19 protein-coding genes and 1 riboswitch are annotated in these 26,148 nt (G+C 36.6%); of the genes, 13 read left to right on the plus strand and 6 right to left on the minus strand.

Annotation, left to right across the window (positions count from 1 at the left end; genetic code table 11):
* Positions 1 to 142 precede the first annotated feature (142 nt).
* The gene (locus tag AB3I12_RS03935) at positions 143 to 871 is read left to right on the plus strand and encodes a class I SAM-dependent methyltransferase (RefSeq protein ID WP_034867499.1); all 729 of its coding nucleotides are present in this window, start codon (positions 143 to 145) and stop codon (positions 869 to 871) included.
* A gap of 582 nt (positions 872 to 1,453) precedes the next feature.
* On the plus strand, positions 1,454 to 3,679 hold the full coding sequence (locus AB3I12_RS03940) for a putative mucin/carbohydrate-binding domain-containing protein (protein WP_231105536.1): 2,226 nt from the start codon (positions 1,454 to 1,456) through the stop codon (positions 3,677 to 3,679).
* 207 nt (positions 3,680 to 3,886) lie between these two features.
* Here the strand turns inward: AB3I12_RS03940 and AB3I12_RS03945 are convergent, their stop codons facing one another.
* Positions 3,887 to 5,038: a hydroxymethylglutaryl-CoA synthase gene (locus tag AB3I12_RS03945; RefSeq protein WP_010719603.1), complete on the minus strand. Its 1,152-nt coding sequence runs from the start codon at positions 5,036 to 5,038 to the stop codon at positions 3,887 to 3,889.
* 185 nt (positions 5,039 to 5,223) lie between these two features.
* Here AB3I12_RS03945 and AB3I12_RS03950 point away from each other — a divergent pair, with 185 nt between their 5' ends.
* The 3 genes from AB3I12_RS03950 to AB3I12_RS03960 all read left to right on the plus strand — a co-directional run bounded on the left by AB3I12_RS03950 (position 5,224) and on the right by AB3I12_RS03960 (position 10,297).
* The gene (locus tag AB3I12_RS03950) at positions 5,224 to 7,665 is read left to right on the plus strand and encodes a hydroxymethylglutaryl-CoA reductase, degradative (RefSeq protein WP_081248809.1); all 2,442 of its coding nucleotides are present in this window, start codon (positions 5,224 to 5,226) and stop codon (positions 7,663 to 7,665) included.
* A 221-nt stretch (positions 7,666 to 7,886) separates the two neighbouring features.
* Positions 7,887 to 8,054: riboswitch (M-box (ykoK) riboswitch) on the plus strand.
* A gap of 281 nt (positions 8,055 to 8,335) precedes the next feature.
* A complete protein-coding gene (locus tag AB3I12_RS03955; protein ID WP_063626893.1) occupies positions 8,336 to 9,475 on the plus strand; it encodes an FtsW/RodA/SpoVE family cell cycle protein in 1,140 nt (379 codons plus the stop codon).
* A 45-nt stretch (positions 9,476 to 9,520) separates the two neighbouring features.
* Positions 9,521 to 10,297: a phosphatase PAP2 family protein gene (locus AB3I12_RS03960; protein WP_034700241.1), complete on the plus strand. Its 777-nt coding sequence runs from the start codon at positions 9,521 to 9,523 to the stop codon at positions 10,295 to 10,297.
* Between the two features lie 249 nt (positions 10,298 to 10,546).
* Here AB3I12_RS03960 and AB3I12_RS03965 read toward each other — a convergent pair whose 3' ends face one another.
* The 3 genes from AB3I12_RS03965 to AB3I12_RS03975 form a co-directional block, all read right to left on the minus strand.
* Positions 10,547 to 11,263 carry a hypothetical protein gene (locus AB3I12_RS03965; RefSeq protein ID WP_034867500.1) on the minus strand — a complete coding sequence of 239 codons (717 nt, stop codon included), beginning with the start codon at positions 11,261 to 11,263 and terminating at the stop codon, positions 10,547 to 10,549.
* Positions 11,264 to 11,493: 230 nt separating this feature from the next.
* Positions 11,494 to 11,748: a hypothetical protein gene (locus AB3I12_RS03970; RefSeq protein ID WP_010719598.1), complete on the minus strand. Its 255-nt coding sequence runs from the start codon at positions 11,746 to 11,748 to the stop codon at positions 11,494 to 11,496.
* Positions 11,749 to 11,768: 20 nt separating this feature from the next.
* Complete coding sequence (locus tag AB3I12_RS03975) at positions 11,769 to 12,620, minus strand: aldo/keto reductase (RefSeq protein WP_034700247.1); 852 nt, start codon at positions 12,618 to 12,620, stop codon at positions 11,769 to 11,771.
* 171 nt (positions 12,621 to 12,791) lie between these two features.
* On the opposite strand from AB3I12_RS03975, the gene AB3I12_RS03980 reads away from it, so the two are divergent.
* The 4 genes from AB3I12_RS03980 (at position 12,792) to tuf (ending at position 16,418) form a co-directional block, all read left to right on the plus strand.
* Entirely contained in the window at positions 12,792 to 13,796 is a 1,005-nt protein-coding gene (locus AB3I12_RS03980; RefSeq protein ID WP_010719596.1) for a nucleoid-associated protein, read from the plus strand.
* A 341-nt stretch (positions 13,797 to 14,137) separates the two neighbouring features.
* The gene (locus AB3I12_RS03985) at positions 14,138 to 14,518 is read left to right on the plus strand and encodes a VOC family protein (protein ID WP_010719595.1); all 381 of its coding nucleotides are present in this window, start codon (positions 14,138 to 14,140) and stop codon (positions 14,516 to 14,518) included.
* Between the two features lie 44 nt (positions 14,519 to 14,562).
* On the plus strand, positions 14,563 to 14,967 hold the full coding sequence (locus AB3I12_RS03990; protein WP_063626896.1) for a GNAT family N-acetyltransferase: 405 nt from the start codon (positions 14,563 to 14,565) through the stop codon (positions 14,965 to 14,967).
* A 263-nt stretch (positions 14,968 to 15,230) separates the two neighbouring features.
* Positions 15,231 to 16,418 carry an elongation factor Tu gene (gene tuf / locus AB3I12_RS03995; RefSeq protein WP_010719593.1) on the plus strand — a complete coding sequence of 396 codons (1,188 nt, stop codon included), beginning with the start codon at positions 15,231 to 15,233 and terminating at the stop codon, positions 16,416 to 16,418.
* 105 nt (positions 16,419 to 16,523) lie between these two features.
* On the opposite strand, the gene mprF is transcribed toward tuf, so the two are convergent.
* Both mprF and AB3I12_RS04005 read right to left on the minus strand, forming a co-directional pair.
* The gene (gene mprF / locus AB3I12_RS04000; RefSeq protein ID WP_010737339.1) at positions 16,524 to 19,109 is read right to left on the minus strand and encodes a bifunctional lysylphosphatidylglycerol flippase/synthetase MprF; all 2,586 of its coding nucleotides are present in this window, start codon (positions 19,107 to 19,109) and stop codon (positions 16,524 to 16,526) included.
* Positions 19,110 to 19,130: 21 nt separating this feature from the next.
* On the minus strand, positions 19,131 to 19,847 hold the full coding sequence (locus AB3I12_RS04005) for an alpha/beta fold hydrolase (protein WP_010719591.1): 717 nt from the start codon (positions 19,845 to 19,847) through the stop codon (positions 19,131 to 19,133).
* Between the two features lie 211 nt (positions 19,848 to 20,058).
* Here AB3I12_RS04005 and AB3I12_RS04010 point away from each other — a divergent pair, with 211 nt between their 5' ends.
* The 4 genes from AB3I12_RS04010 (at position 20,059) to dnaG (ending at position 26,135) form a co-directional block, all read left to right on the plus strand.
* Complete coding sequence (locus AB3I12_RS04010; RefSeq protein ID WP_053766455.1) at positions 20,059 to 20,691, plus strand: lysozyme family protein; 633 nt, start codon at positions 20,059 to 20,061, stop codon at positions 20,689 to 20,691.
* A gap of 144 nt (positions 20,692 to 20,835) precedes the next feature.
* Positions 20,836 to 21,618: a DUF368 domain-containing protein gene (locus tag AB3I12_RS04015; protein ID WP_225792594.1), complete on the plus strand. Its 783-nt coding sequence runs from the start codon at positions 20,836 to 20,838 to the stop codon at positions 21,616 to 21,618.
* Positions 21,619 to 21,785: 167 nt separating this feature from the next.
* Complete coding sequence (locus tag AB3I12_RS04020; RefSeq protein WP_196763512.1) at positions 21,786 to 24,107, plus strand: cation-translocating P-type ATPase; 2,322 nt, start codon at positions 21,786 to 21,788, stop codon at positions 24,105 to 24,107.
* A 186-nt stretch (positions 24,108 to 24,293) separates the two neighbouring features.
* Complete coding sequence (gene dnaG, locus AB3I12_RS04025) at positions 24,294 to 26,135, plus strand: DNA primase (RefSeq protein ID WP_063626901.1); 1,842 nt, start codon at positions 24,294 to 24,296, stop codon at positions 26,133 to 26,135.
* The last annotated feature ends 13 nt before the right edge of the window (positions 26,136 to 26,148 follow it).

Consider the following 26,148-nt stretch of genomic DNA (forward strand, 5'->3'; position numbering starts at 1 on the left):
TATAATGAAAGGACAGAAATTTTAAAAATAATTATTTCGATAAGCCTAAGAGCAGGTTGGTTTTGGTTATGAATTAGTCAGTATATTATTTATTCCGAAAAGTGAAAAAGCGATATAAAAATAGAGAAATAGAGGAATGAAAATGAACGAAGAAGAATGGGACGCCTTTGCAAGCGATTACTACATGAATCAAAAAGAATCAGACAAAACAATTGTCCGTGATGTCATTGAGTATCTAAAAAAAGAAGCTGCATTACCAACTGAGAAAATAGTGGATGTAGCAGGTGGCGCTGGACGCTATCTAGCGATGTCAAAAGAAGCAACTACATATGAATTGATAGATTTTTCGGATGAAATGTTGAAGTTTGCTACTGAAGAAGCAGCTAGATTGGGGAGGGAAAACATTCATCTAACGAAACAGACTTTTTCTGAATTTCTGGAAAATGGAAAAACGTATGATTTTATTTTCTCTGCTTCTAATCCGGCTTTAGACGATTCCGTAAAGTTAAGTAGAATGTTAACAAAGATGAAAAAATATTGTGTCATCCTAAGAGTTGTCTCTTCTAAAGAAGATCTGTTTACATCGTTGGAAAAAAAATTAGGAATTTTCGAAGAAGATGCTGTGACTTCACCAGTAATAATGGATCAATTGGAAACTTATTTAAAAGATGAAGAATGGTCCTATAAAAGAAAAGAATTTACGTATACGTTTAAAGAAGAAATTACGGAAGATTTTATGAGAGCTTATTATCAAGAATATCTAGAAGAAACAATTTTTAAAGAGTATATTCAAAAATATTTTGACCCAAAAGAAAAAATTGTTAGTACAACGATGTTGACCTATCGGCTACTACTAATCAAGAAGGAGTGACCCAAAATGGGCATGACTAGTTTTGTTTACTCTAAGAATATAGAGAAAAACGATTTATCTCTTAGGACGGATTGACGAGGAATGACTTTTTGAACACCGTTTATCCGTCTTTAGAGATATGATGAGAAGAGACTGAGGCATGTTTTGATTGATTGGCTCAGTCTTTTTTTTGTTGTGGCTAATGGAGTAATCGAAAATTAACGTAAAAGAAAAAACACTTATATTTGCTTGTGTCTTAACAATTCACTCTAAGAAATCGGCCTAAAACTATTTTTTGACTGTTGGTTATCTTTCTAAAATAATAAACGGAGAAAAATGAGTTGTCAGATATATTGGTATTATGTTTTCTTAACTGTTTTAAATCATTTTTATTATTTTATAAAATAACAAATCATTGAAATGTTTGTTTTGGAAAATTATAGCTTGCATCTTAATTATTTCTTTAAAAAAATAGTTTAATTGAAGTGAAAGTATAATTTTTATTGTGGTTGTTGACTATTTTATTTATACTTAAATGTATACGATTGCTTTGTTTGATTAGATGGCAATTTGTATAAAATTACATAACAGGAGGTTTTTTGTTTGAAAAAGATTTTTTTGATAGGGTTATCAGTGTTATTTTTTGGTTGTTTGTTTTCTACGAATGTTCAGGCGCAAGAGGTAATTAAAAAAGAGATTTTTAGTATTCCTGAACCAACTTGGATCTTCAATGCAGGGATGAATAAAGGAAAAAATCATGATCGCCAGGATTTAGGATTTATCTTGCCAGAAAATGTTGAATTGAGGATTAGACAAACAAATAAACAATTCAAAAATAAATTAAGATTGAGATTGTTAGGTAATGCCTCAAGTATTGAAAAAAGTATCTTAGTTGATTCAGAATGGGTAAGTATAAGTGCAGATAATCCTTTAGTTCCGTTTATTGATACGCCATATGGAGAAGAAGCTGCTCAGATTGAATATGAAATCGTCACTTCTGAACGTATTAAACCATTACCAGTTTATAGTTATCATGGAGATGATACTATGTTTCTTTCAATGTGGGACAAGTTCGATGCTGAATATGCTTTGATTAAAGGACCAGATTTTCAATTACTTGTTCCTAAAAATGATAAAGAAAAAGTAAGAAACTTGAAAGATTACCGTTCCTTAGATGAATTGATCGAACATTACATCGAATTGTTTGGTTATTATAATCAAATCGCTGGTTTTGATAACTCATCTAAAGAAAATCAAAATGGAGTGAATCGCTTTTTCTTGAAAGCAGATAAAAACGGAGGTGTCGGTGCTTATTATTCTTCAGAATGGGCAGCAAATAGCTATAGCACAGTCGAGTGCTGGTTAACTGAAGACAGTTGGAAAGTGTTGCATGAAATTGCACATGGCTATCAAGCTGGCTTCGATAACATAGGGATGTATACAGGAGAAGTCTCGAATAACTTATTTGGTGTGCAGTATCAATATCTTATCTATGGAAAAGAAGCAGATGAAAAAGGTTGGCTATTTAATTATGGTAAAAAAGAAGAGGTAGAAAACGCACTATACGAAAAGCTAATCAATCAGAATGGAACTTATGCTGATGCTGATCTGCGCGAAAAATTAATTTTATTAACAATGTTAAAACAAAAAGCAAATGATGATTCGTTTACAAAGATGTATCAGGAATATCGTAAAATAGCTAATCAACCAGATTTTAATCGCAACGATTACCCATTACCTGATTTAATGAATCGTATCTATAGTGAAAATAGTCAACTAGATTTTTCAGGTGTTTTAGAGAAATGGGGATTGACGCTTGATCAAGTACAAGTTCAAAAAAACCGTGAGCATGGTTATCCGGCAGTCGCTTCTTTAGCTGATGTCGTACCAGAAAGTGAGTTGGCACGTGCGCGTGAATTAGTCGACCCATCTTATTTGATCAATTCTAATTTTGAGATGGTGCAAAATAAGGAGATTGCTGCGCTAAATCTAAAAGGTGATCTTACGATTGAATTAAGTTTGAAAGACTTAAACCTATTAAAAGGTTCCAAAATAACTTTAAAAGACGGAACGAAAGAAATAGCTACTCAAGAAATCACTGGAGGAGTAGTCACTTTTAAAAACATTCCTAATGGCATCTATTGTGCAGAATTCTCTGGAAATCAAATGATGTATTTCATCCCACAGAATAGTTATGTTTACGTGAAAGAAGCAACAAATCATGCGGTTATTACGTTGGACGAAGTAAAAGATAGCCAAGTCATTGATTTTCATGGAGTGAATGACAGGAAGTTTGGCTCATTTACATTTAGGACAAACAAGAACAGTGATACTCAAGAAGCAATTGTTTCAGTTACGCATTCGAGACCTCATTATCGTTATGAGAATGAAACTTATGTAAAAGTAATGGTCAAAAGTAGTACAGGAGAACTGAAATACGAAAAAACGATCGAAGGCATAGAGTCTGTTACTGGTGAAGAAAATGTATCATTGAAAATAGGTGATATCGTTGAAATTTATCATGCAGAACCTAAAAACCGCTTCATTTCTTCTGAAGGGATCGTTGATACTACGCAATCGACCAATCGTTGGGTAGTAACCCAATTTGGATTAGAAAACCTAGCTTTGAAAAATGATGCCAAAGAGGATCTCAAAAAAAGAATTACGTCATTAGCCACTCAACTTTGGGATAAAGAGTTAGTCAATCCGGTTCCAAGTGATCGATCACCAGAAAAGAAATTGTTATGGGTGATGATGGATCAAACAACATTAAAAGAAAAATCAGAATATCAAACTTTATATTATATACTATTCAAAAAATGGTTCTAAATATCAAGAAGCATCATATAGTTTATGAAATAGGATAGAAAATCAAATAGCGACTTACAGTTATTTATTGTCACAACAATGTTGACAAAAGTAATTGCAAGCCGCTATTTTTTGTTTTACTGCTTTTTGTAGCTATATGTTAAAAGTTGCTTTTTTGCAAACATTTTTGATTACCTATTAAATCAATCAGGCAGTTGTCTCATATGGTTACTTGTAGTAACGAATATCATTTTCAACTTTATAGATTGAAAATGGTACATCGGAAGAATATTCGGCTGTTTCCCCATGTTCAGGTAATTTTTCCTTGAAGATTGTTTCATATTGATCGACTGTGACAGCTTCTCTACCTTCTAACATTTCTTGATGTAGTTCAGTCAATAGGAAATCTTGATAGCCGTCTTGTAAGTAACCTGTGAAAAATTCACTGACAGCACCCGAACCATAGCTGAATAAGCCAATTCGATCACCTGATTTTAACACTTGTGAGTTCTCTAAAAGAGAAATCAATCCTAGATAAAGAGAACCAGTATAAAGGTTACCAATTCGCCGACTATAACGAATACTTTCTTCATAGCGAGTTAATAAGCGATTTTGTGTTTCTTCATCTGTCTGATCCAAGACACTTTGTAAGGCTTTTTTTCCCATTTTTGTGTAAGGAATGTGAAAACTTAGCGCATCATAGTCTTCTAAAGTAAATCCTGTTACCTCTTTATGTCGATTCCAAACTTTTTGAAAAGATTCGATATAAGTGGAGTTGGATAAAGGACCATCAACCACTGGGTATTGCGCATAATCAGGACGCCAAAAATCATAAATATCTTCGGTTAAGAAAGTACTATCGTCTTCGATAGTGATGATTCGTGGATCTTTGGTAACCATCATAGCGACAGCACCCACACCTTGTGTCACTTCTCCACCACTAGCTAGACCATAACGGGCGATGTCACTAGCGATCACTAAAACTTTTCGATCTGGATGATTTTTTACATATTCTTTTGCCATGTGGAGAGCAGCAGTTCCACCATAACAAGCTTCTTTTACTTCAAACGAACGAGCAAAAGGTTGGACTTTCAATAAATGATGGATAATTACAGCACTCGCCTTTGAATGATCGATGCCAGATTCCGTTCCTACGATAACCATATCGATCAGCTCGCGATCTTCATTTGTGACGATCCTAGTAGCTGCATTTGCTCCTAAAGTCACGATATCTTCTGACACTCGGTTGATGGCCATTTGATCTTGGCCAATACCGATATGGTATTTAGCAGGATCATCTCCCCGACGTTCAGCTAACTCTGTCATATCTAAATATAAATTTGGAATAAAAAAGGAAAGACGATCAATCCCTACTTTCATTTCAACACCTCTTTACTCATGATAAAAAAACTTACTTTACTAAAGTATCATAAAAAGATTAAAAGAAATATAAAAAAGCGAATATTTAAGGATTTGTAAAATTTATTCCTAGATTTTTTTGAAGCTATAGTGAGGTATTTGTTTTTAGCATAAACAATGGTATATTTTTCTAGGAGGTGACTGACTTGAAGGAAGTCGTTATTATAGATGCTGCGAGAACGCCAATTGGAAAGTATCGTGGCAGTTTAAGCAGTTTTTCTGCTGTAGAATTAGGAACAATCATTACAAAAGAACTGTTAGAAAAAACAGGTATCCATAAAGAAAACATCGATCAAGTAATATTTGGAAATGTATTACAGGCGGGGAATGGTCAGAATGTTGCCAGACAAATTTCTGTCAATAGTGGGATCCCTGTTCAGGTTCCTGCCATGACAGTCAACGAAGTATGTGGCTCAGGAATGAAGGCGGTTATTTTGGCTCGCCAATTGATTCAGTTAGGTGAAGCTGATCTAGTAGTCGCAGGAGGCACTGAAAGCATGTCACGTGCGCCACTGCTTCAGCAATATGAAGCAGAAAATGCAACTTATGAAGAGCCGATCTCAAGTATGGTCAATGATGGGCTGACAGATGCGTTCTCAAATGCACATATGGGCTTAACTGCTGAAAAAGTAGCGAACGAATTTTCCGTTACGAGAACAGAACAAGATCAATATGCGCTCAACTCACAAAAAAAAGCAGCTCAAGCTAGTGAAAACGGGGTATTTGAAGCAGAAATTATTCCCGTTACTTTACCTGATCAAAGAATCATGGATAAAGACGAAGCCATCCGAGGGAATAGTACACTGGAAAAATTAGGGACTTTGAAAACTGTTTTTTCCGAAAATGGGACTGTGACAGCAGGGAATGCTTCTCCGTTAAATGATGGAGCATCGGTATTGATTTTAGCTTCAAAAGAATATGCGATCAAACATGGGCTTCCTTATCTTGCAACGATCAAGGCTGTATCTGAAATTGGGATTGATCCGAGCATCATGGGAATTGCACCTATCTCAGCAATCCAAACATTATTGAAAAAAGCAGAAATTTCTATTGATCAAATCGATCGTTTTGAGATCAACGAAGCATTTGCGGCTTCATCGATCGTGGTCAATCGCAACTTAAAACTAGCTGAAGAAAAAGTCAATGTAGATGGTGGTGCCATTGCACTCGGTCATCCGATTGGTGCAAGTGGTGCTCGTATTTTGACAACATTAAGTTATGGCTTGAAACGAATGAACCAACAATATGGTGTGGCTTCTTTATGTATTGGTGGAGGCTTAGGACTAGCCATGTTACTTGAAGCAAATCTAGAAACGGAACAATCAAGTGACCAAAAAAAAAAGTTTTATCAACTGACGCCTGAACAACGTCGGAGTCAGTTGGTTAGTGAAGGAATCATCAGTCAATCACAAGCTGATGAATTAAAAGTAGGAACACTCTCTGAAGAAGTAGCCAATCATTTGATTGAAAATCAAATCAGTCAAGTTGAGATTCCTCTAGGGATTGCACCTAATTTTCAAATCAATGGAATCAAAAGGCAAGTACCGATGGCGACAGAAGAACCGTCTGTAATTGCTGCAGCCAGTAACGGTGCAAAAATATGTGGAGACATTACAGCAATTACACCACAACGCCTGATGCGTGGTCAGATTGTACTATCAGGGGAACTGGATAATCGAGGCATAACTGATGCTGTCATCGCCAGACAAGATGAACTACTAGCATGTGCGAATGCAAGTTATCCCTCGATCGTGAGACGTGGTGGTGGAGTGCAGGAAATCGCAACAAGAAACTTTAAGGGCAATAATTTGGATTACTTATCGATCGATTTCTTGGTTGATGTAAAAGATGCGATGGGAGCTAATATCATCAACGCTATCTTAGAAGGTGTTGCCCAGAAAATACGTTCCTGGTTTCCTAAAGAAGAGATTTTATTTAGTATTTTAAGCAATTTCGCAACAGAATCATTAGTAACAGCTAGTTGTGAGATTCCCTTCGAGCGATTGGGAAAAACGATTGAAGCAGGAAAGAGAATTGCTGAAAAAATCCAACAAGCTTCCGAGTATGCTAAATTAGATGTTTATCGGGCAGCAACACATAATAAAGGGATCATGAATGGCATCGAAGCTGTCATTCTTGCTACTGGAAACGATACGAGAGCTTGTGCAGCTGCCGTTCATGCGTATGCTGCGAAAGATGGTGCTTACCAAGGCCTGTCAGACTGGCAAATGATTGGAGATAAGTTAGTTGGACAATTAACGGTACCTTTGGCAGTGGCAACAGTTGGAGGGGCTTCTAGGATTCTTCCAAAAGCAAAGATTGCACTAGACATGTTGAAGATTGAATCAGCAAAAGAATTAGCTCAAATCATTGCTGCCGTCGGTTTAGCACAAAATTTAGCTGCTTTGCGGGCATTAGTGACAGACGGTATCCAAAAGGGGCATATGTCGCTTCAAGCTAGAGCCTTAGCGATCACAGTCGGGGCACAAGGAACTGAAATTGAACAAGTCGCTGAATTTCTAAGAAAAGCCGAAGGAATGAATCAGGACGTAGCTAGAAAATTTTTGATGCAATTACGTAAAAAATAAGTATTTATAAAAAAGAGAGACTGATTGGGATAACAGCAGAATGGATAAAAAGCTACTATTGTTTATTTATATGTTTATTCATATTATTCCTAGTCAAAAGCTCTCTTTTTTTGCTAATTGCCGGTAAAATTAAGGAAAAGGTTAAATATGACTAAATTTTTGCGAACTTTCTACGGGATGCTATTGTGAAATTGTTCGTTAAAGGATATACTTTTTTCAAATTTAATACTTGTTAGGCGAGGCTCCTAAACAAACATAGGCTATTGCGCAGAAACGTCGAAAGACGCCAATGTGTAAAACAGGAATTGTCGAATTAAGGCTCTTCATAAGATAGCTAAGAGAAATCTTTACGTTGTTTAGTGTCAAAACTCACACGATGAGATAGTTGTTGATGTACGCAACTTTAACAAATAAGCCGAAACTTCTAAAAATCTTTGCTGATTTTTGTGAATTTTCGGCTTATTTTTTGGAGTTGGATATTTACACCACTTACTTGAAAATAAATCACAGCACATTTTGATCACGCTACTTTTATTTTTCCTCATGTGAAAGTGACTCCTTTTGCCTAATAGAAAGGATGGCAAAATGGATACTAGTTGATAACGGATGTTTTGATAAGAAGATTAGAGAAATTCTGGTTACGAAAACTTTCGTTTAAGAGGTGTTGTGTGTGAAATCAAAATCATTTGAGTTTAATTATGCGTTATTTTTGCCGATTTTTCTCTTTTATTTATTAAGTATCGGTGTGCAATATGGAGCAGCAGTCTACGACCAAGTGCCTTATAAAACTATTGTTTTAAAACAAGTGATCTTTTGCATTGCTTCATTAGGACTTTTGTTACTGACACAAAAAATCAAGACAGCGTTATTGTTACGATTGTCTCCTTATTTTTATGCCATTTCATTAGCAATTATGAGTTTGCTCTACAAATTTTATGATCCGGTGATGTACCAATTAACCGATACGAAACGTTGGCTGAGGATTGGTAGTTTTACTTTTCAACCTTCTGAATTGGTTAAATTGACTTTTGCATTAGTTCTCGTTTATTTCACCTTGCTTTATGAAAAGAAAGTCAGTGAACGTTCCGTGAAAACGGATCTGATCTATGTCTTTCAAGTTCTGTTGATCAGTTTACCAACTTTCTTGTTGATGTATATGCAAAAAGATTTTGGGACAAGTTTGGTATTTATTATTTGTTTGGGGGCTCTGTTCATGATTGCAGGGGTCCATTGGAAGATCTTGGCCGTATGTGCTAGTTTTTTATTTATTATTGGGGTCATATTGATTTGTCTAGTTTTTACGAAATACGGTAATGAGATCCTCTATAGTCTGAACTTTAAGACGTATCAATTAGACCGGGTGAGAGCTTGGATCGATCCTTTTGCTTACAGTCAATCGATCGGATACCAACAATCACAAAGCTTATTGTCTGTTAGTGCAGGTGGATTTAGTGGACGACCAGCTGAAATACCACCAATCTATGTACCAGTACGTGAATCAGATATGGTATTTACTGTAATTGCCGAAACGTTTGGTTTTTTAGGTAGCGTGACCGTCGTTTTTCTATATTTCTATCTTTTCTACCAAGTTATTTACACTGCGATACAGACAAACAATAAAGGAAATCTATATCTAGCGGTAGTACTCGTATTTGGACTATTATTTCAAATCGTAGAAAATATCGGCGCCTCGATTGGTTTACTGCCTTTAACAGGAATTCCTTTGCCTTTTCTAAGTCAAGGAGGAACCTCTTTGTTGATCATGGGAGGCGGATTAGGTATGATTTTAGGTTTTAAAAAAGTAGAATAAGTCATTTGTTTAGTCAGATGAAGTTAGAAAGTAAGTGAAAGTTTTATGAGTGATTATCAACAAAAAGCACTGAAATTATCAATCGTTCCATTATGTCTTTTGATTGGATTGATTTTATGCGTAAAAATCAATCCTCCATGGTTCGAAACACTAGATTTAGCGGTTTATACAAAGATCGATTTACCTAATTTTCCACAACTAACAGCGATTGTTCGTTTGTTTGCTAAGTTAGCAACGATTGGTCCGACCTTATGTTTCGCCTTTCTTTTTGCTTTTTATATTTGGAAAAAGAATTACCATTTGTTAGCGATTTGGAATATCTGTAATATCTTTGCGGTTAGTTTTTTTGGGTATATTCTAAAAAAGCTCATTGCACGAATCAGACCTGCCGTTTCACAATTGGAAATACGTACGAGTTACTCGTTTCCTAGTGGACATTCTTTATTATCCTTTGCGCTTTTCCTAACAATTATCTTATCGTTAAGTATTATTTGGAGTCGTCAGGATACCAGAAGAGTTGCTTGGTATCTTATCAGCTATCCATTGCTGATTGCAGCAACTCGATTATATCTAAGAGTCCATTATCCAAGTGATATTTTAGCTGGATTTTCGTTAAGTGCAGTAGTAGTTTTATTGTCTTATGTTGTTTGTTTCTCTTTTATCTCCACAGATTCAATATTGAAAACAAGGCAATTAGAGAAGAAAAAAACGCTTTTTTCTAAAAAGCAAAAAGTAGTTTTAGGTCTTTTAGTCCTTTTACTAGCAGTAATTATTTCTGGTGTCGCTTACGAACTGAATGTCTTTTATCATGCACATGGGTAAGCTGGAAAAACATAACCAATAAACTAAGGGGAAGAGACCGCTTGGTTTTTTGGTTCTATCTTTTTTAAGATTGGTGAAGATTATTGACAACTTTTGGTGATTAAAAGTAATAGAAAAAATATTTTACTATAAAAAAATGAGCAGAGGGCAATTGCCTTTCTGCTCATTTAACATTTTATGATTTCTCATTACCGGCATCATTTGACAAAAAGCCGTTTTTTGATGCGGTGGATAGATTTGTGAAACTGGTTATCTTTCTGAAATAGCTGTTGCAGCAAACTGTTCGATCAATGGGATCAATGTCAGTTTCACTTTGTATTTGCGTTCTAACGCTTTTTCAATTGTAAATTGGTTTTCTGCTGTCATTGAAATTTCAGCTAATTTACGTGGTTCATCTGAGGTTTTCTCATAGATGACTGCTGCATCAGCTTCTTTTTCTACATAAAATTTTGGATATTCCGCTACTGCGCTTGAAAAATCAGCGAAATTCAAAGCGGCAGTTTCAGTTGAGCGTTGTTTTTCAGTTGTTTCCGCTTTTGATACTTCAGCTGTTTTAGGTGATTCCACAGGTTTTGAGTCAGCAACTTTTGTTTCAGCAACAGGTGTAGAAACCTCTTGAGCAGTTGGTTCATCATTTTTAAGACGTTGATCATTCCAATAAGAAACGATTTCAATCAATAAGTTGTCACGGAAGCGTTCAAAAATGTCTTTTTCTCCTGAACGGATTCGTTTTAAGACAGTTGTGAAATTATCATCAATCGGTACATTGATGCGAGTATCTTCATTTGTTTTTCCTGCAAGTCCAATCGTTAAGATGTGGCGGTCTTTCGGATCAAGCATGACTTGTAAAGGTAAGCCGTAACGACGTAGACTTTCATCCTCTAAAGAATGAAATAATTGACTTCTGATTCCATCTAAAGAAGGACGGAATTGATTGAGTAATTTTTGTTTTTGTTTTTTCTTCATATGTTCTCTCCTTCGCTCATACCCTTTCGATTATAAGAAAAAAAAGATGAAATGAAAAGGATTATACGAAAAAAACTTAGATATGTATGTATTATACGTAATTTTTCAGGAAAATATTTGTTTTTATCAGAAATGTTTCCTCTTTTTAGGTGTATATCAAAAGATAAGCCGATACGACACCGGCAAGAAAAACTCAGTGTGTATCGACTTATCACGATCATTGAAGTCAGCTACGTTGTTTTGGAACAAGGAATCAAAGCAAAGACAGACAGTTCAGGTGAATAGATCACTTCATGTCCTTGCCAAGTCGTAACCATTAGCGAATGATCGAAACGGTTGGTTAGCTCTTGGATTTTTTGATCATGGGACCAGTTACGTGCTGGGAAGTGTTGGATCTTGTCTGGTCCGATCAAAAAGATAAAATCAGGATGAAAAGTACGAGTGATTTCTTCTGAGAGCCTTTCTAAACGTTCAATCGGAGTCATTGTTATCAAACATCCTTAAATTAAAATTGGGTAGTATCTGGATCTTTTGCTTTACCAACTACGCCATCTAATTGATCGATTTGTTGCATTTCTTCTTCTGACAGTTCAAAGTCAAAAAGTTCAGCATTTTCTTTGATCCGACTAGGAGTTACGGATTTTGGCAGAGGCAAGAAACCATGTTGTAAGGACCAGCGTAAAGCAACCTGAGCAATACTCTTTTGATGGGCTTTGGCAATTTCCTGCATCTCTGGTACATCGAAAATTTTCCCTGTGCCAAGCGGGCTGTAAGCTTCCAGGATCATTTCGTGTTTTTTGGCATAGTCAACGACTGCTGGTTGTAATTCACCAGGAGCTAAGAAAATTTGGTTGACCATTGGCATGATCTTGGCTGTTTTTTGTAACGCATCCAGATGATGGGGCAAGAAGTTGCTGACGCCAATGGCTTTGATTTTTCCAGCTTCATACAGCTCTTCAAAAGCTCGCCAAGTTTGGGCGTTTGCTTCTTCCCAATTGTCACGGAAAGCCACAGGATTAGGCCAGTGGATCAAGAAAAGATCAATATAATCTGTTTGTAATTTTTGTAGTGATTCTTCAAACGAAGACATCACTAAGTCATAACTGTGATTGGCATTCCAAAGTTTTGTTGTTAGAAAAATCTCTTCTCTGGGAATCCCACTTTCTTTGATCGCTTGACCGACGCTTTCCTCGTTTTTGTAACCTTGTGCTGTATCAATGTGGCGATAACCAGCAGCTAGCGCTTCTTTGACTGAAGAAACTGCGACATCGCCATCCGGTGTTTGCCAAGTACCAAAACCAACAATCGGAATTTCATAACCATTTGATAAACGATACGTATTTGTTAATGAATCCATATTCTCAACTCCTTAATTTTTAGTTCACTTTTAAGTGTAGCGCATTTTCTCAAAAAAGGAATCCATTTTGTTTAGGAGACAATTATTTTTTTCAAAAAAAGGAAAATAATGATTTTCGTTCTGGTATTTTGTATTGATTTTCCGTAAACTAAACCAGAAGGGAATGAGAACATGGATATTTATTTAAAAAAAGCAATTATGCATATTATTGATCGTGAAACGGGATCACCCGTATTTTCTCAACAAGAATTGGATCTGACTAAAGAGTTTATTCGAGATTTTTTACAAAAGAAAATCCAAAAAATTTCTTCTGCACAAACTAAAACAGGACAGCTGTCACCTGAAAGTATGATGGCGAAACAAGTCCAGGACTGTCAAGAAAACTTTGTAGCAGCAAGTGAAGGGATCGTTCAACGCTGGTTCGAGATCTATCAAGAAAGCGAAGAAGCACCAAGCGCTGATGTCTTTGTTGTTTTGTATGAAGTAGATACGGTGATGTATGTGGCTTTGTTAAAAGTCAATTACCGAGAATCCTATACACATTTTGTAGAGGCAGACGAAACAGGAATCGCCAATCAATTGATTTTGAATCGAGCGATATTGGGGGCAAAATCCCAAAAGGCAGATGAAGCGTTTGCGGTGGCGTTAACTGATTTAACCTATGAATTGATTGAAAAAAAATATGAGTTTTCTGGAAAAAAAGAACTCTATTTTTCGGGGAGAGTCATCGAAAGTGTTCCTGCGCCTTCATTAGAAGAGAATGTCAAAGTGATCCAAAAAGTAGCTAAAAGTTTAGGGAAAAAATTTGAAACTGAAGAATTTGATCTAGTGGCTGATTTAAAAGAGGCTGTTTATGATACGATCGAGGAAAAGGGCAGACTAGACCATGAAATGATTGCGGAAAAAGTCTTCAAAGAAAATATCACAGCGAAATTAGCTTTTCAAGAAGAAGTCCAAGAACAGGGATTTGTTGCTGAAGCTTTGCCAGTCAGAGAAGTCCAAGAAATTTCTGAGAAAAAATTTGGTAAACAAAAATTCAAGTTATCCAATGGAATCGAATTGATCGTCCCTGTAGACGTCTACCGAAATCCAGATTTGATCGAATTTGTTAATAACCCAGATGGAACAATCTCAGTCATGATCAAAAATGTAGACGAAGTATTAAATCGTTTATAATTATTAAAAGAATGCTTATTCAGAGAATACAATAAAATGTAGCAGACAAGAAAAGAGCCAAGAGAAACTATAGTGAACGTTAAAAGTTGGATTAAAAAGTTAACTTTTTTCGGTCAGTATAAAGTTTTCCTTGGTTTTTTTGCAGGTGTAAACTATATAAGTAGTGCATATCTTTAGATGTTTCAGAATGACAGCTTTCTTTTTACCAGATAACACCATTTCTTTTGTGAACTGATCACTAAGAGCAAAAGCCAAAATAATCACATCATTCTTTATCAAATAAAGAGAAAATGGTATAAAGGATAGGAAGAGATAACGAAAATATAAAGGAGTGTTACAAAATGAAAGTTGAACATATTGCTATTTGGGTTAATGATTTAGAAAAAATGAGAGCGTTTTATGAGAACTATTTTGCTGCAGAAAGTTCAGAGAAATACACGAATCCTAAAACCCGGTTTCAATCTTACTTCCTGAATTTTACCTCAGGAAGTCGGATTGAATTGATTACAAAGCCTTTTTTATCAGATCGTGCAGTCGATACTTTTGGTTATGCTCATTTAGCAATTTCAGTGGGAACAAAAACAGAGGTGGATTCATTTGCTGAAACATTTGTAAAAGATGGCTTTCCACTGATCAGTGGACCAAGAACTACGGGCGACGGTTATTATGAAGCAGTTATCCAAGATCCTGAAGGAAATCTGATTGAGTTAACGACAGATTGAGACGGATTACATCATACAAAAATATAGCAAAGGATAGAAAGCACATGGAATTCAGCGAAGAGAAAAAAATTGACCTTGATGCATTGTTCGCGCTCTATACAGCTGTAGGATGGTCAGCCTATACGAATGACATCCAACAATTAGCTCTGGGAATCCAACAATCTCTCAAAGTGATAACGGTATGGGACGAACAACAATTGATTGGATTGATCCGTAGTGTCGGGGATGGCGAAACAATTCTTTACATTCAAGATTTGCTTGTTCATCCAGCTTATCAAAACATGGGGATTGGGACACAATTAATCGAAAAAATGGTACAAGCTTATCCAAAAGTCAGACAAAAAGTTTTATTGACAGAAAATGAACAACGAACCCGTCGATTTTATGAAAAATGCCAATTTAAATCGGTAGCGACACAAGAAATGATTTGTTTTTATCGCGAATATTGATAGTTACGAAAGAGCCCATTGTAGTGAAAACAAGGAGATAGTCACAACAATTACGCATGGTTGGCTGATGAAAAATTAGTCATTAATCAGCATAAGTGTTCTTGGTTGACTTTGACCAAGTTTGACGTATAATACAAATTGTTCGATACTTACAAAAAGTAAGGCGGACAGATTCTTTTTGGATTTTTCCAAAGAAGTCTATAATGGACAACAGATGAGAGCAAAACTTTAAAGCTCTAAATTAATTAGGAGGTTTGTTAATTATGGCAAAAGAACATTATGATAGAAGTAAACCACACGTAAATATTGGAACCATTGGACACGTCGACCATGGGAAAACTACTTTAACTGCTGCGATCACTACAGTACTAGGTAAAAAAGGCTTAGCAAATCCTCAAGACTATGCTAGTATCGACGCAGCGCCAGAAGAACGTGAACGTGGAATCACGATCAATACTGCTCATGTGGAATACGAAACAGACAAACGCCACTATGCACATATCGATGCACCAGGGCATGCGGATTACGTGAAAAACATGATCACGGGGGCAGCTCAAATGGACGGAGCAATCTTGGTTGTTTCTGCTACGGATGGCCCAATGCCTCAAACTCGTGAACACATTTTACTTTCTCGCCAAGTAGGCGTGAAATATTTGATTGTTTTCTTGAACAAAACAGATTTAGTCGATGATGAAGAATTAATTGATCTAGTAGAAATGGAAGTTCGTGAACTATTAAGCGAATATGGATTTCCAGGTGATGATACACCTGTAATCAAAGGATCAGCATTAAAAGCATTACAAGGTGATCCTGATGCAGAAGCAGCTATCATGGAATTGATGGACACAGTCGATGAATACATCCCAACACCAGAACGTGATACGGACAAACCATTATTGTTACCCGTCGAAGATGTATTTTCAATTACTGGACGTGGAACAGTAGCATCTGGTCGGATTGACCGTGGGGCTGTTCGAGTCGGTGATGAAATCGAAATCGTAGGGATCAAACCAGAAACGCAAAAAGCCGTAGTAACAGGAGTTGAAATGTTCCGCAAAACGCTTGATTACGGTGAAGCAGGGGATAACGTAGGTGTGTTATTACGTGGGATTCAAAGAGAAGACATCGAACGTGGCCAAGTGATTGCCAAACCTGGTTCAATTACACCTCATACTAAATTCAAAGCAGAAGTTTATGTTTTGACTAAAGAAGAAGGCGGACGTCATACACCATTCTTCAATAATTATCGACCACAATTTTATTTCCGCACAACTGACGTAACAGGAACAATTGTTTTGCCAGAAGGAACGGAAATGGTCATGCCTGGCGACAACGTAACGATCGATGTAGAATTGATTCATCCTGTTGCTATTGAAAACGGGACGACTTTCTCCATTCGTGAAGGTGGTCGTACAGTAGGTTCAGGTATCGTAACAGAAATCGAAGCCTAAGAACAAAGGATAGATAAATAAAAAAGACGCACGATTCAACAAGTCAGATGACTTTTAGAATCATGCGTCTTTTTTTCTTCCATCATTAGATATAAGTTGTCATATTCAGCGTTTTTGTAACCATTTCTTTAAACCTACTAATCGCTTTTTATGGTCAACTGGTGCATTATCAATGATCAATAATGCGATCATGACATAGGCAATCCAACTGTCACGTGAATAGGAAGTATAGCGGGAAGTCCAATGAGTCGCATATTTATCTTTATACTCACGCAAGCCGTGGAAAGAGTAAAAATGTGAACCAAATTCATAAACTAAGTAAGCGATTCGTTCTTGAATAAAACTTTTTCTTGAGGTTCCAACGTTGGATAATGGCGCCATCCCCAAGTTGAAAAACTCAATCTGTTCCTCTTTCATATACTCAAATAAATGAAGGAAAAGATAATCCATACTTCCAGCTGGTGCTTTCTCAGGATCATAACGCATCAAATCAATCGTGCCGATTTTGTTATCTGTGTAGGTTGGCATGATCGAAGCAAATGCTACTAAGTCTTGTTGTGGGTCTTTTAAAACAGCGATCGGTGCCCGCTGTAGATAATCTTCTGAGAAGAACCCCAGTGAAAAACCTTTTTCTTTTCGGCTTCCTAACCATTGATCAGAAATTTGTTTGAGTTCAGTCATCTGTGTCGCAGAAAAAGGTGGCTGAATAATCTCAAAAGTAAAACCTTCTCGGTCAATCCGATTCAAGATCGCACGTGACCCTTTCATTTTCTTTCCAGAAGTAGTGAAATTGGCTAATTCAACATGTGCTTCTTCGCCCATTTTGATGAAATCATAGCCAAATTCATGTAAAATCATCACGATTTCTTCACTCGTTTCATAAAAGACGGGTAGGTAACACAAACGATCAGTTTCTTCAATAAACGCTTCGATAGCAGCAGGAAAATCTTCTTTTTTACCCGAAGGATCGCCCATCACGATACATTTATTATTGTAACAAGCAAACTGTAATAAAACCGTTCCAACTTGGTCTTTTTCGTAAATAAACATGCGCTTGTCTTTTAAGAAAATCAATTGACTGTCAGAATTTCCGCCAAAGGTATGGAGGATATTTAACGCTTTTTCTTCATCCAACGGTTCGCCGACTTGCTGTTTCTTTCCTTGTAGGAAGTGGACGAAAAGAATGATGATAAAGCTTACTGCAATAATAGCAAATAATCCAGATAACCAAATCTTTTCTGACGGGAACAAAAAGAACGAAATAAAATGATGCTTACGATGAGGAAATGTTGGCAGATTATAAACACCAATAATGATGTAAAGCAACGCTAAAGCACCAATAATCACACCATCAATCGTCAACCATTCCCATGAATAAATGATTTGTTCTCTAAATAATTCATTTTTCGAAGCAATTACGATCAACAACAGTAACAATAGGAAAATAGCTGCAGTAAAGCTAAAGTCAATAATCGTCACATAAGATGCTGCTAAAAAGATCAGTGCAATAGTTGGCCAATAGGCTCTTTTGACTCTTGCAGCAATCCCACGCCCCATGATGACAAAGAGAAATCCTAACAACATACTTGGGAATTGAATAATAAAATGCAACCTTAACGGATTGATACTATGCAGCCAACGAAACTCGGTAAAAGCTTGTGGGATCGTTGCTGAAAGAACCATCATGATACCAGAAAAATATAAAAGGACGACGACGGCTTTATGAGCAATCTCTGTTGCCAGCTGCTTAGGAATACCAGAATAACGTTGATCAAAGGTTGAACCAATATTCTTAAAGAAAAAGACGATTCCGATCAAAAAAGGAATAATGTAATAAAAAATTCGGTACAGTAAGATCCAAACGACTACAGTTGCCTTTGGCACACCTATGGCAGAAAGACCGATAATCATCATGATATCAAAACTACCGATTTCACCAGGAATCATCGAGACGATTCCGATAACTGAAGCTGCGATAAAGAGCGGTATCGTTTGCCACAAATCGACTTTGATATCCATAAGTGCCCCAACTGCTAGAAAGGTGAACAAGACACCAGACCACTCTAAGATCGAGACAAGCAGCAATTGTCCTTGTGTTTTTAATGAGAGTCCTCCGAGGTAGCCCTCTTTTTTTAAGGTAGTGACTACAAAAACAAGTGGGAAGTATAACCCACCACCGATCAACCAAATCCAATACTGCTTAATAAAAGGCGCAACCGGTGCAAAAAAGACCATAAAAAAAGAAATCAAACTATAAATAGATAATCCAGCCATTAGAAATAAAAAGATCTTCGACAAAGCTTGCATCAACTGCTTACTGTCTTTTTTATGACCGTATAATTCGGAGCGTAATCCGATGCTGACAAAGCCGCCAAAACCGGCAACATTGTTGATGGTATTGATCAACCAACTTGTTTCAAATAAATAGCTCTTTTTTAATTTTTGTCCCAACAAGCGGTTAAGGATGATGTCATACCCAATCATCGGTGCAACAGATAGTAATCCAACAATGAGCATCAACCCCGTCTTCCAAAGTGGGATCGTTGCAAATGTTTCGGCTAATTGAGCAATCGATAGTGTTTTGCCAATATTGATCAATTCACTAACGATAATGACAACCACAGAAATTAAAAAGATTGTTTTAAAGAGACCTAAATGGTTTTTGAACCATTGTAAGGCTTGTTTTAACAAAAAAATCACCTACTATTCTTATTATTCAGACAAAAAATCTAATACTTCTTGATTGAAACGTTGAGGATCTTTTCTAGCTAACTGATGTCCTTGTTCGTTCACTAAAACAAAAGAAGCATTTGGGATCGTTTTTGCTAGGTAAAGGGAGTGTTGCAGTTTGATCACATCTTTTTTTCCAACAATAATCAATGTTTTACATTTGATTTTCTCTAAATCTGCTGTTGAAAGACCGATATCTTTTAACAACAATTTGATCACCAACAAATTTTTTCTAAGCGATGGGCAAACTAAAGAAAGCAACCACATACCAATATAATGACAGTAACTAAGCAGTCTCGCTGAGAATAAAACCCCTTTAACTAAAGTATTTCCTGAATTTAATATTAATCGGTGTACTTTCTCTGGATAATAACTTGAAAAGACCAATCCAAGATTAGCTCCATCACTAAAACCTAGTATATTTGCTTTTGTAATTCCTTCAAGTAGCATGATGGTATAAAGATCTTCTGCCATCAAACGAAAAGACAAGGTATTTGCTTGATTCGTTGAACGTCCGTGACCTCGACTATCGATGAGATAAACGGTATAAAACTGACTAAAGACAGGAACTTGCTCTGAGAAGAAACGACCACTGCCATCATTACCATGGAGTAAAAACAGAGGCATGCCATTTCCGCTTTTCTCATAATAGATCTCTGTTCCATCAGTCATTTTTGCATATTTCTTTTCTTTTTTCACATAATCACCTACTGGTTAAAGTATAACGACAATTCTCCTATAAGAGCAATTGTTTTCCTAAAAAAACAACGATCATTTTCGTAAGATAGTAAAAAATTCCGAAAAATTCAGTTTTTATTAAGGAAAGGAACAAATGATTAGTAAGAAATAGCCAAGAACGATAATAAATAGTAAGATAAAAAAAGATGTCAAAATAACTAGGTGAATGTTTATGAAAAAAAAGAAAAAATCAATCTTTCGAAGAATCGTCTCTTTTTTAGTGATTGTCTTGGTCATAGGAGTATTGATCATCTTAGGAAAAACCTATCAATCGATTAAAAGAGTAGAAAAGTACGAACCAGAAATAACAACAGCAATCAAAAAGTACCATATGGAAGAGTACGAGTCTTTGGTCAAGGGGATTATTTTAACAGAATCAAAAGGCAAGGGGATTGATTTGATGCAAAGTTCGGAAAGCGCCTATGGTAAAGCCAATGTGATCGATAATCAAAAAGAAAGTATCGATCAAGGAGTCAGCTACTTAGCAGAAATGATCAATGAGGCAAAAAAACAAGGATGTGATCTTGATACAGCTATACAAGCCTATAACTTCGGTAAGGATTATATTGTCTACGTAAAAAACCGAGGTGGGGAAAATACTATGGAGATAGCAGAAGAATATTCCAAAAATGTCTTGAGTCCACTTTTAGGTAATGAGAAAAAAACCAAGTATCGCTATTGGCGAGTCCCCTCATTGCTTTACAATGGCGGTTATCTTTATCATAATGGAGGGAACATGTTTTACACAAAAGTTGTCAAGATGAATGAAGACCTCATTGAGTTATATGACAAAGTTTTTAACTAATTGAGTGTAATGCTGAGATTTTTTGCTAGATCTTTATCTTATCAGAAAGAAGGAGTGCTCAAAAAAGTGGAAAAAGAACAAATCATAACAGAAAAGGTAGCGAAAGATTCAGGGAAAGACTGGCTATTGCGCTTTGTAAAGGGAATGTTTATCGGTTCGGGTTTTATTTTACCGGGGGTAAGCGGAGGCGCTTTAGCAGCTGTTTTTGGGATGTACGAACGATTGATCTCTTTTTTAGCTCATCTAACCAGAAATTTTAAAGAAAACGTGCTTTTCTTTTTGCCTGTTGGATTAGGAGGCATCAGCGGAGTCTTTTTGCTTTCCTTTTTGGTGAGTTTCTTATTAGGGACATATGAAACGACGATTTTATGGTTTTTTGTTGGGTGTATTGTAGGTACTGTTCCAGCGTTGTGGAAAGAAGCTGGAAAGAAAGGGCGGCAATCAGGTGATATCATCCTGATGATCGTCACATTGATCGTGGCTTATTTCTTTTTACTTTACGGATCACAACTATTTGATGGTCAAGTTGAACAAAACACAGTAACTTGGATCATCGCTGGCGGTCTAATCGGCTTAGGGATGATTGTTCCTGGACTGAGTCCCTCGAATTTTTTAGTCTATATGGGGTTATATAAGGCGATGGCTGATGGTTTCAAAGAAGCTCGCTTAGACGTGATTTTACCGATCGGTTTAGGTGCGGTAGTCTGCGTGTTGACGTTATCAAAGTTATTTGATTTTATCTTTTCTAAGGCATATAGTAAATTGTTCCATTTTATTTTAGGAGTTGTTTTTGCTTCGACGGTAATGATTGTTCCTACAGATTACACAAATTTAAGTTTACTAGGAATCATCTTTTGTCCCATTTTATTTTTTGCTGGTATCGCATTAGGTTGGTGGATGAGTCGTTTAGAAGAACAATATAAATAAAGGTTGAATGGCACATGATTTTTGCTGGGATTTCTCAGCGGCATAGAATCATGTGTTATTATTTTGTATAAATTTGTAAAAAATAAGTTGTTTTTAATAATAGAACAAGCTAGACTTAAATATATTGATTATTTTTTGAAAGTTGGCGAAAAATGGAAACGAAAGAAATGAAGGGTCTTACTCAGGAAGAAGTGAGACAAAAAATTTCCTCTGGGCAGCAAAATGATTACCAAGAGGATGCATCAAAAAGTACTAAGCAGATTCTTAGTGACAATATACTAACGCTGTTCAACTTTTTAAATTTTGGTATTGGGATTTGCTTACTATTGGTCGGTGCCTATTCCAATATGGCTTACCTGGCAATCATTGTGGTGAATATCATTATTGGTATCTATCAAGAAATCCATGCTAGAAATCTAGTAAGAAAGTTATCGATTGTTTCGCAATCAGAGGTACGAGTTGTCCGCGAAGGAAAAGAGCAGTCGATTTCAACGAAAGAATTAGTTTTAGGAGATGTCGTAAAGATTGGTGCAGGGGAACAGATTCCTTCTGATTTAAGAGTGATCTCAGGACGCGCAGAAGCCAATGAGGCACTATTGACAGGGGAGTCAGACCTGATTGTCAAAACCGAAGGAGATGAATTGCTTTCAGGTAGTTTCTTAACCAGTGGTTCTGTTTTAGCTCAAACGATTCGTGTTGGTGCAGACAACTATGCAGTTCGCCTAACGAGTGAGGCAAAAACCCATAAAGCGATTCATTCTGAACTTGTCGATTCTATTCGAAAAGTATCAAAATTTACTAGCTTCATTATCATTCCATTAGGTATTATTTTATTTTTAGAAGCGTTATTTATCCGTGATGCTTCCATTAAGATTTCTGTTATTGCTTCGGCAGCAGCATTACTAGGGATGTTGCCTAAAGGCTTAGTCCTTTTGATTAGTATTGCACTGACTACTGGTGTAACGAAATTAGCAAAGAAAAGAATCTTGGTCCAAGATATGTATTCGATTGAAACACTTGCTCATGTAGATACGCTTTGCTTGGATAAAACAGGGACGATCACTGAAGGAAAAATGAGTATCCAACGGGTCGAAGCCCTAAATCCTAAGTACGAAAAAGCGATTCCTGAAATCATGGGAACCTATCTAGCTGAAAGCAGTGACAATAATCTTACCATGCGGGCACTTAGAGATTACTTTCAAGTAGCTAATCGCTATACTGTGACTGAAAAGTTAGCTTTCTCTTCTGACCGAAAATGGGGAGCGATGGAGTTTCCTGAATTAGGTGTGATCTATGTAGGAGCTCCTGAACGTTTGGTTGAAAAATCACAACTGCCAGAAAGTTTGGTGGATGCTCAAGCAAATGGCTACCGTGTATTGATGCTGGGGGTCGCTCCTGAACAACATTTGACTGAAGGAGAGCCAAAAGGCGTTGAACCAATCGCGCTGTTTGAGATTGACGACCCAATACGTAAAAACGCGGAAGAAACATTAGCTTATTTACATGATGAAGGTGTGAATCTAAAGGTTATTTCAGGTGATAATCCGTTCACAGTTTCAAATATTGCCCGCCGTGCAGGCTTACCAAATTATGATTCGTATGTTGATCTTTCTACGATGACAGAAGAAAAAGCTGTCCGGGAAGCCGCTCATGAGTACACGGTCTTTGGTCGTGTGAGTCCACAACAAAAGAAAACATTAGTGAATGAATTAAAACAAAGTGGTGGAACTGTGGCTATGACTGGGGATGGAGTCAATGACGTATTGGCACTGCGTGAAGCAGACTGCAGTATCGCCATGGCTGAAGGAGACGGTGCAACAAGACAAATTGCTAATCTCGTTTTACTTGATTCTGATTTTACGACTTTACCAGAAGTCTTATTCGAAGGGCGTCGTGTCGTGAACAATGTGACCAAAGTTTCAGGTATTTTCTTTATCAAGACGATCTATTCGTTTATTCTTTCTATCTTATGCGCAATTACTGCAATCGGGTTTCCATTCATCCCAATCCAGATCACATTGATTGACTTAGCTATTGAAGGTTATCCTTCTTTCTTCTTATCGTTTGAACAAGATAAACGAAAGATTACCTATCGTTATTTACCAACAGCATTGATCAATGCATTGCCAAATGCATTGCTAGTCGTATTGAATATTATTGTGGTTTATATTTTAGGAAAAGTTTTGCCATTTACCCAGTTGCAAACGACCACTTTAATGTATTATCTATTGATCGGAATCAGCTGTATGGCAGTAGTCAAAGCGTGTTATCCATTTAATCCGTTGCGAATTTTCTTAGCGGTAACAACTGTTGTGGGGATTTATGTAGCAGCGATGCTTTTCCATCATCTGTTAGAAGTTGATCTTGGGTTAGGAACGGCTTGGCCATATTTCATTGGTTTTATGATCGTTAATATCATTTTGAGACTGATTTATGGAAAGACCAATATCCGTGACTACTTATTGAATAAATTAGCAACAACGAAATAAACCGTTGCTTGTTCTTAGAATGACAAGTATTATACTTGAAAAAGTTTAGAATTGTGATAGAATGAAACATGTATAATTGTGTCCTTTAAAATCGCACTGATTTTCGTTAGTGCGATTTTTTACCGGTTATTCTCCTGAGGTATCTCTTTGACAGATGCCAATTAGCTATTTACAGGGGGTGAAAGCATGGCTCAACGGATTCCTCAAGAAGTCATTGAAACGATTCGTGGACAAACGAATATTGTTGAGGTGATTGGTCAATACGTCCAATTAAAAAAATCTGGAAAGAATTATTTAGGTTTGTGTCCTTTTCATGAAGAACGAACACCATCTTTCTCGGTGGCTGAAGATAAACAGATTTTTCATTGCTTTGGTTGCGGAAAAGGAGGAAACGTCTTTACTTTTCTTCAAGAACTAGAAGGACTTAGTTTCCCAGAAGCAGTCGTCAAAGTTGCTGATTTTGAACAAATTCAGTTAGAAGATCAATGGCGCAAACAAACACTTCCCTTCGAAAATAGCGATTCAATTACAGGAAAATTGATTTTAGCGCATGAAAAAGCCGCAGAAGTATATCATCATATGTTGCTACACACGAAAGTAGGCGAGCAAGCTTTAGATTACTTACTACAACGTGGTTTGACACTAGAATTGATTGAAGAATTTGCGATCGGATTTGCACCGAATGAACGTTCATTTTTGAAACAAGTATTTAAAACTGAAGCATACGATCAAGAAGTGTTGGAACGTTCTGGTTTGTTTATCACTCATGAGGATGGAGGAATATCTGATCGGTTTTACCAACGTATCATGTTTCCTATCAGAAACCCTCAAGGGCGCACGATTGGTTTTTCTGGACGCTGGCTTGCACCAGAAAAAGGACAAGAAAAAGATCAACCCAAATATTTGAATAGTCCAGAAACAGAATTATTCAATAAAAGACAAGTGTTGTTCAACTTGGATAAAGCACGTAGTGATATCCGAAAAAGCGGTGAAGTTCTTTTATTTGAAGGTTTCATGGATGTCATTGCTTCTTGGCAAGCAGGTGTAAAAAATGGGATAGCTTCCATGGGAACGAGTTTAACGAATCAACAGATCCAGCAGATCGAACGAGTAACCAAAGAACTAGTTTTTTGTTACGATGGAGATAAGGCAGGATTCGAGGCAACGAATCGAGGGATCGAATTGTTACGACAAAATAGTCGATTGCAATTATCAATCGTTGTGATTCCGGAAAAACTTGATCCCGATGAATATTTACGTAAATATGGAAATGACTCCTTTAATGAACTGATCTTTCATGGTCGTGAAACGGTCTTTACTTTCAAGTCACGTTATTTGAAGCAAGACAAGAACCTGGAGAATGAAAAAGATAAAATCCAGTACTTAGAAGAGGTATCGAGAGAACTTAGTCAAGTTGTCTCGCCAATCGAACAAGATATGTATTTGTCGCAACTAGCGACCGAATTTCAACTTAGTCGTGAAACCCTGCAAAAGCAAATACGGGATTTTCGCAGGGAAAATCAAACGAATCGAACCAACCAACCAACGACATTGCCAGAACCAGCTATTTCACGGACGGCAATAACGAAAAAGAGACCGCTGACTCAAGTAGAAAAAGCGGAACAAATGCTCTTGTACAGAGTGTTCAAAGAGATATCTGTCCGTAATCTTTTGAAAGAACAGCAATTTCAGTTTATTCATGACATTTATGCAGAAGTATATTTTTTATTCGATGCATTTGTGTCACAACATGATGAATTCAACCTTGCGGAGTTTTTGGACTTTTTGCAAGATGAAAATTTAAGGCGTTTAGTGGTGGAAATCGAGTATTTGCGTGTAGCCGAAGAAAGCACACCAAGAGAAATCCAAGACTTATTGCGTGTAATCAGAAAGTCTAGTTTAGCTGATGAAATAACTTTAAAAAAACAAATGCAGCAAGAGGCTAGAAGAACTGGAAACAAGCAATTAGAATTGGAATTAACGATTGAGATCATTAATTTAACAAAACAGTTAAAACAAGCCGAATAGCTACTCAAGGGGG

The organism is Enterococcus sp. C65, assembly GCF_040887165.1.
Lineage (GTDB): Bacteria > Bacillota > Bacilli > Lactobacillales > Enterococcaceae > Enterococcus_B > Enterococcus_B hirae.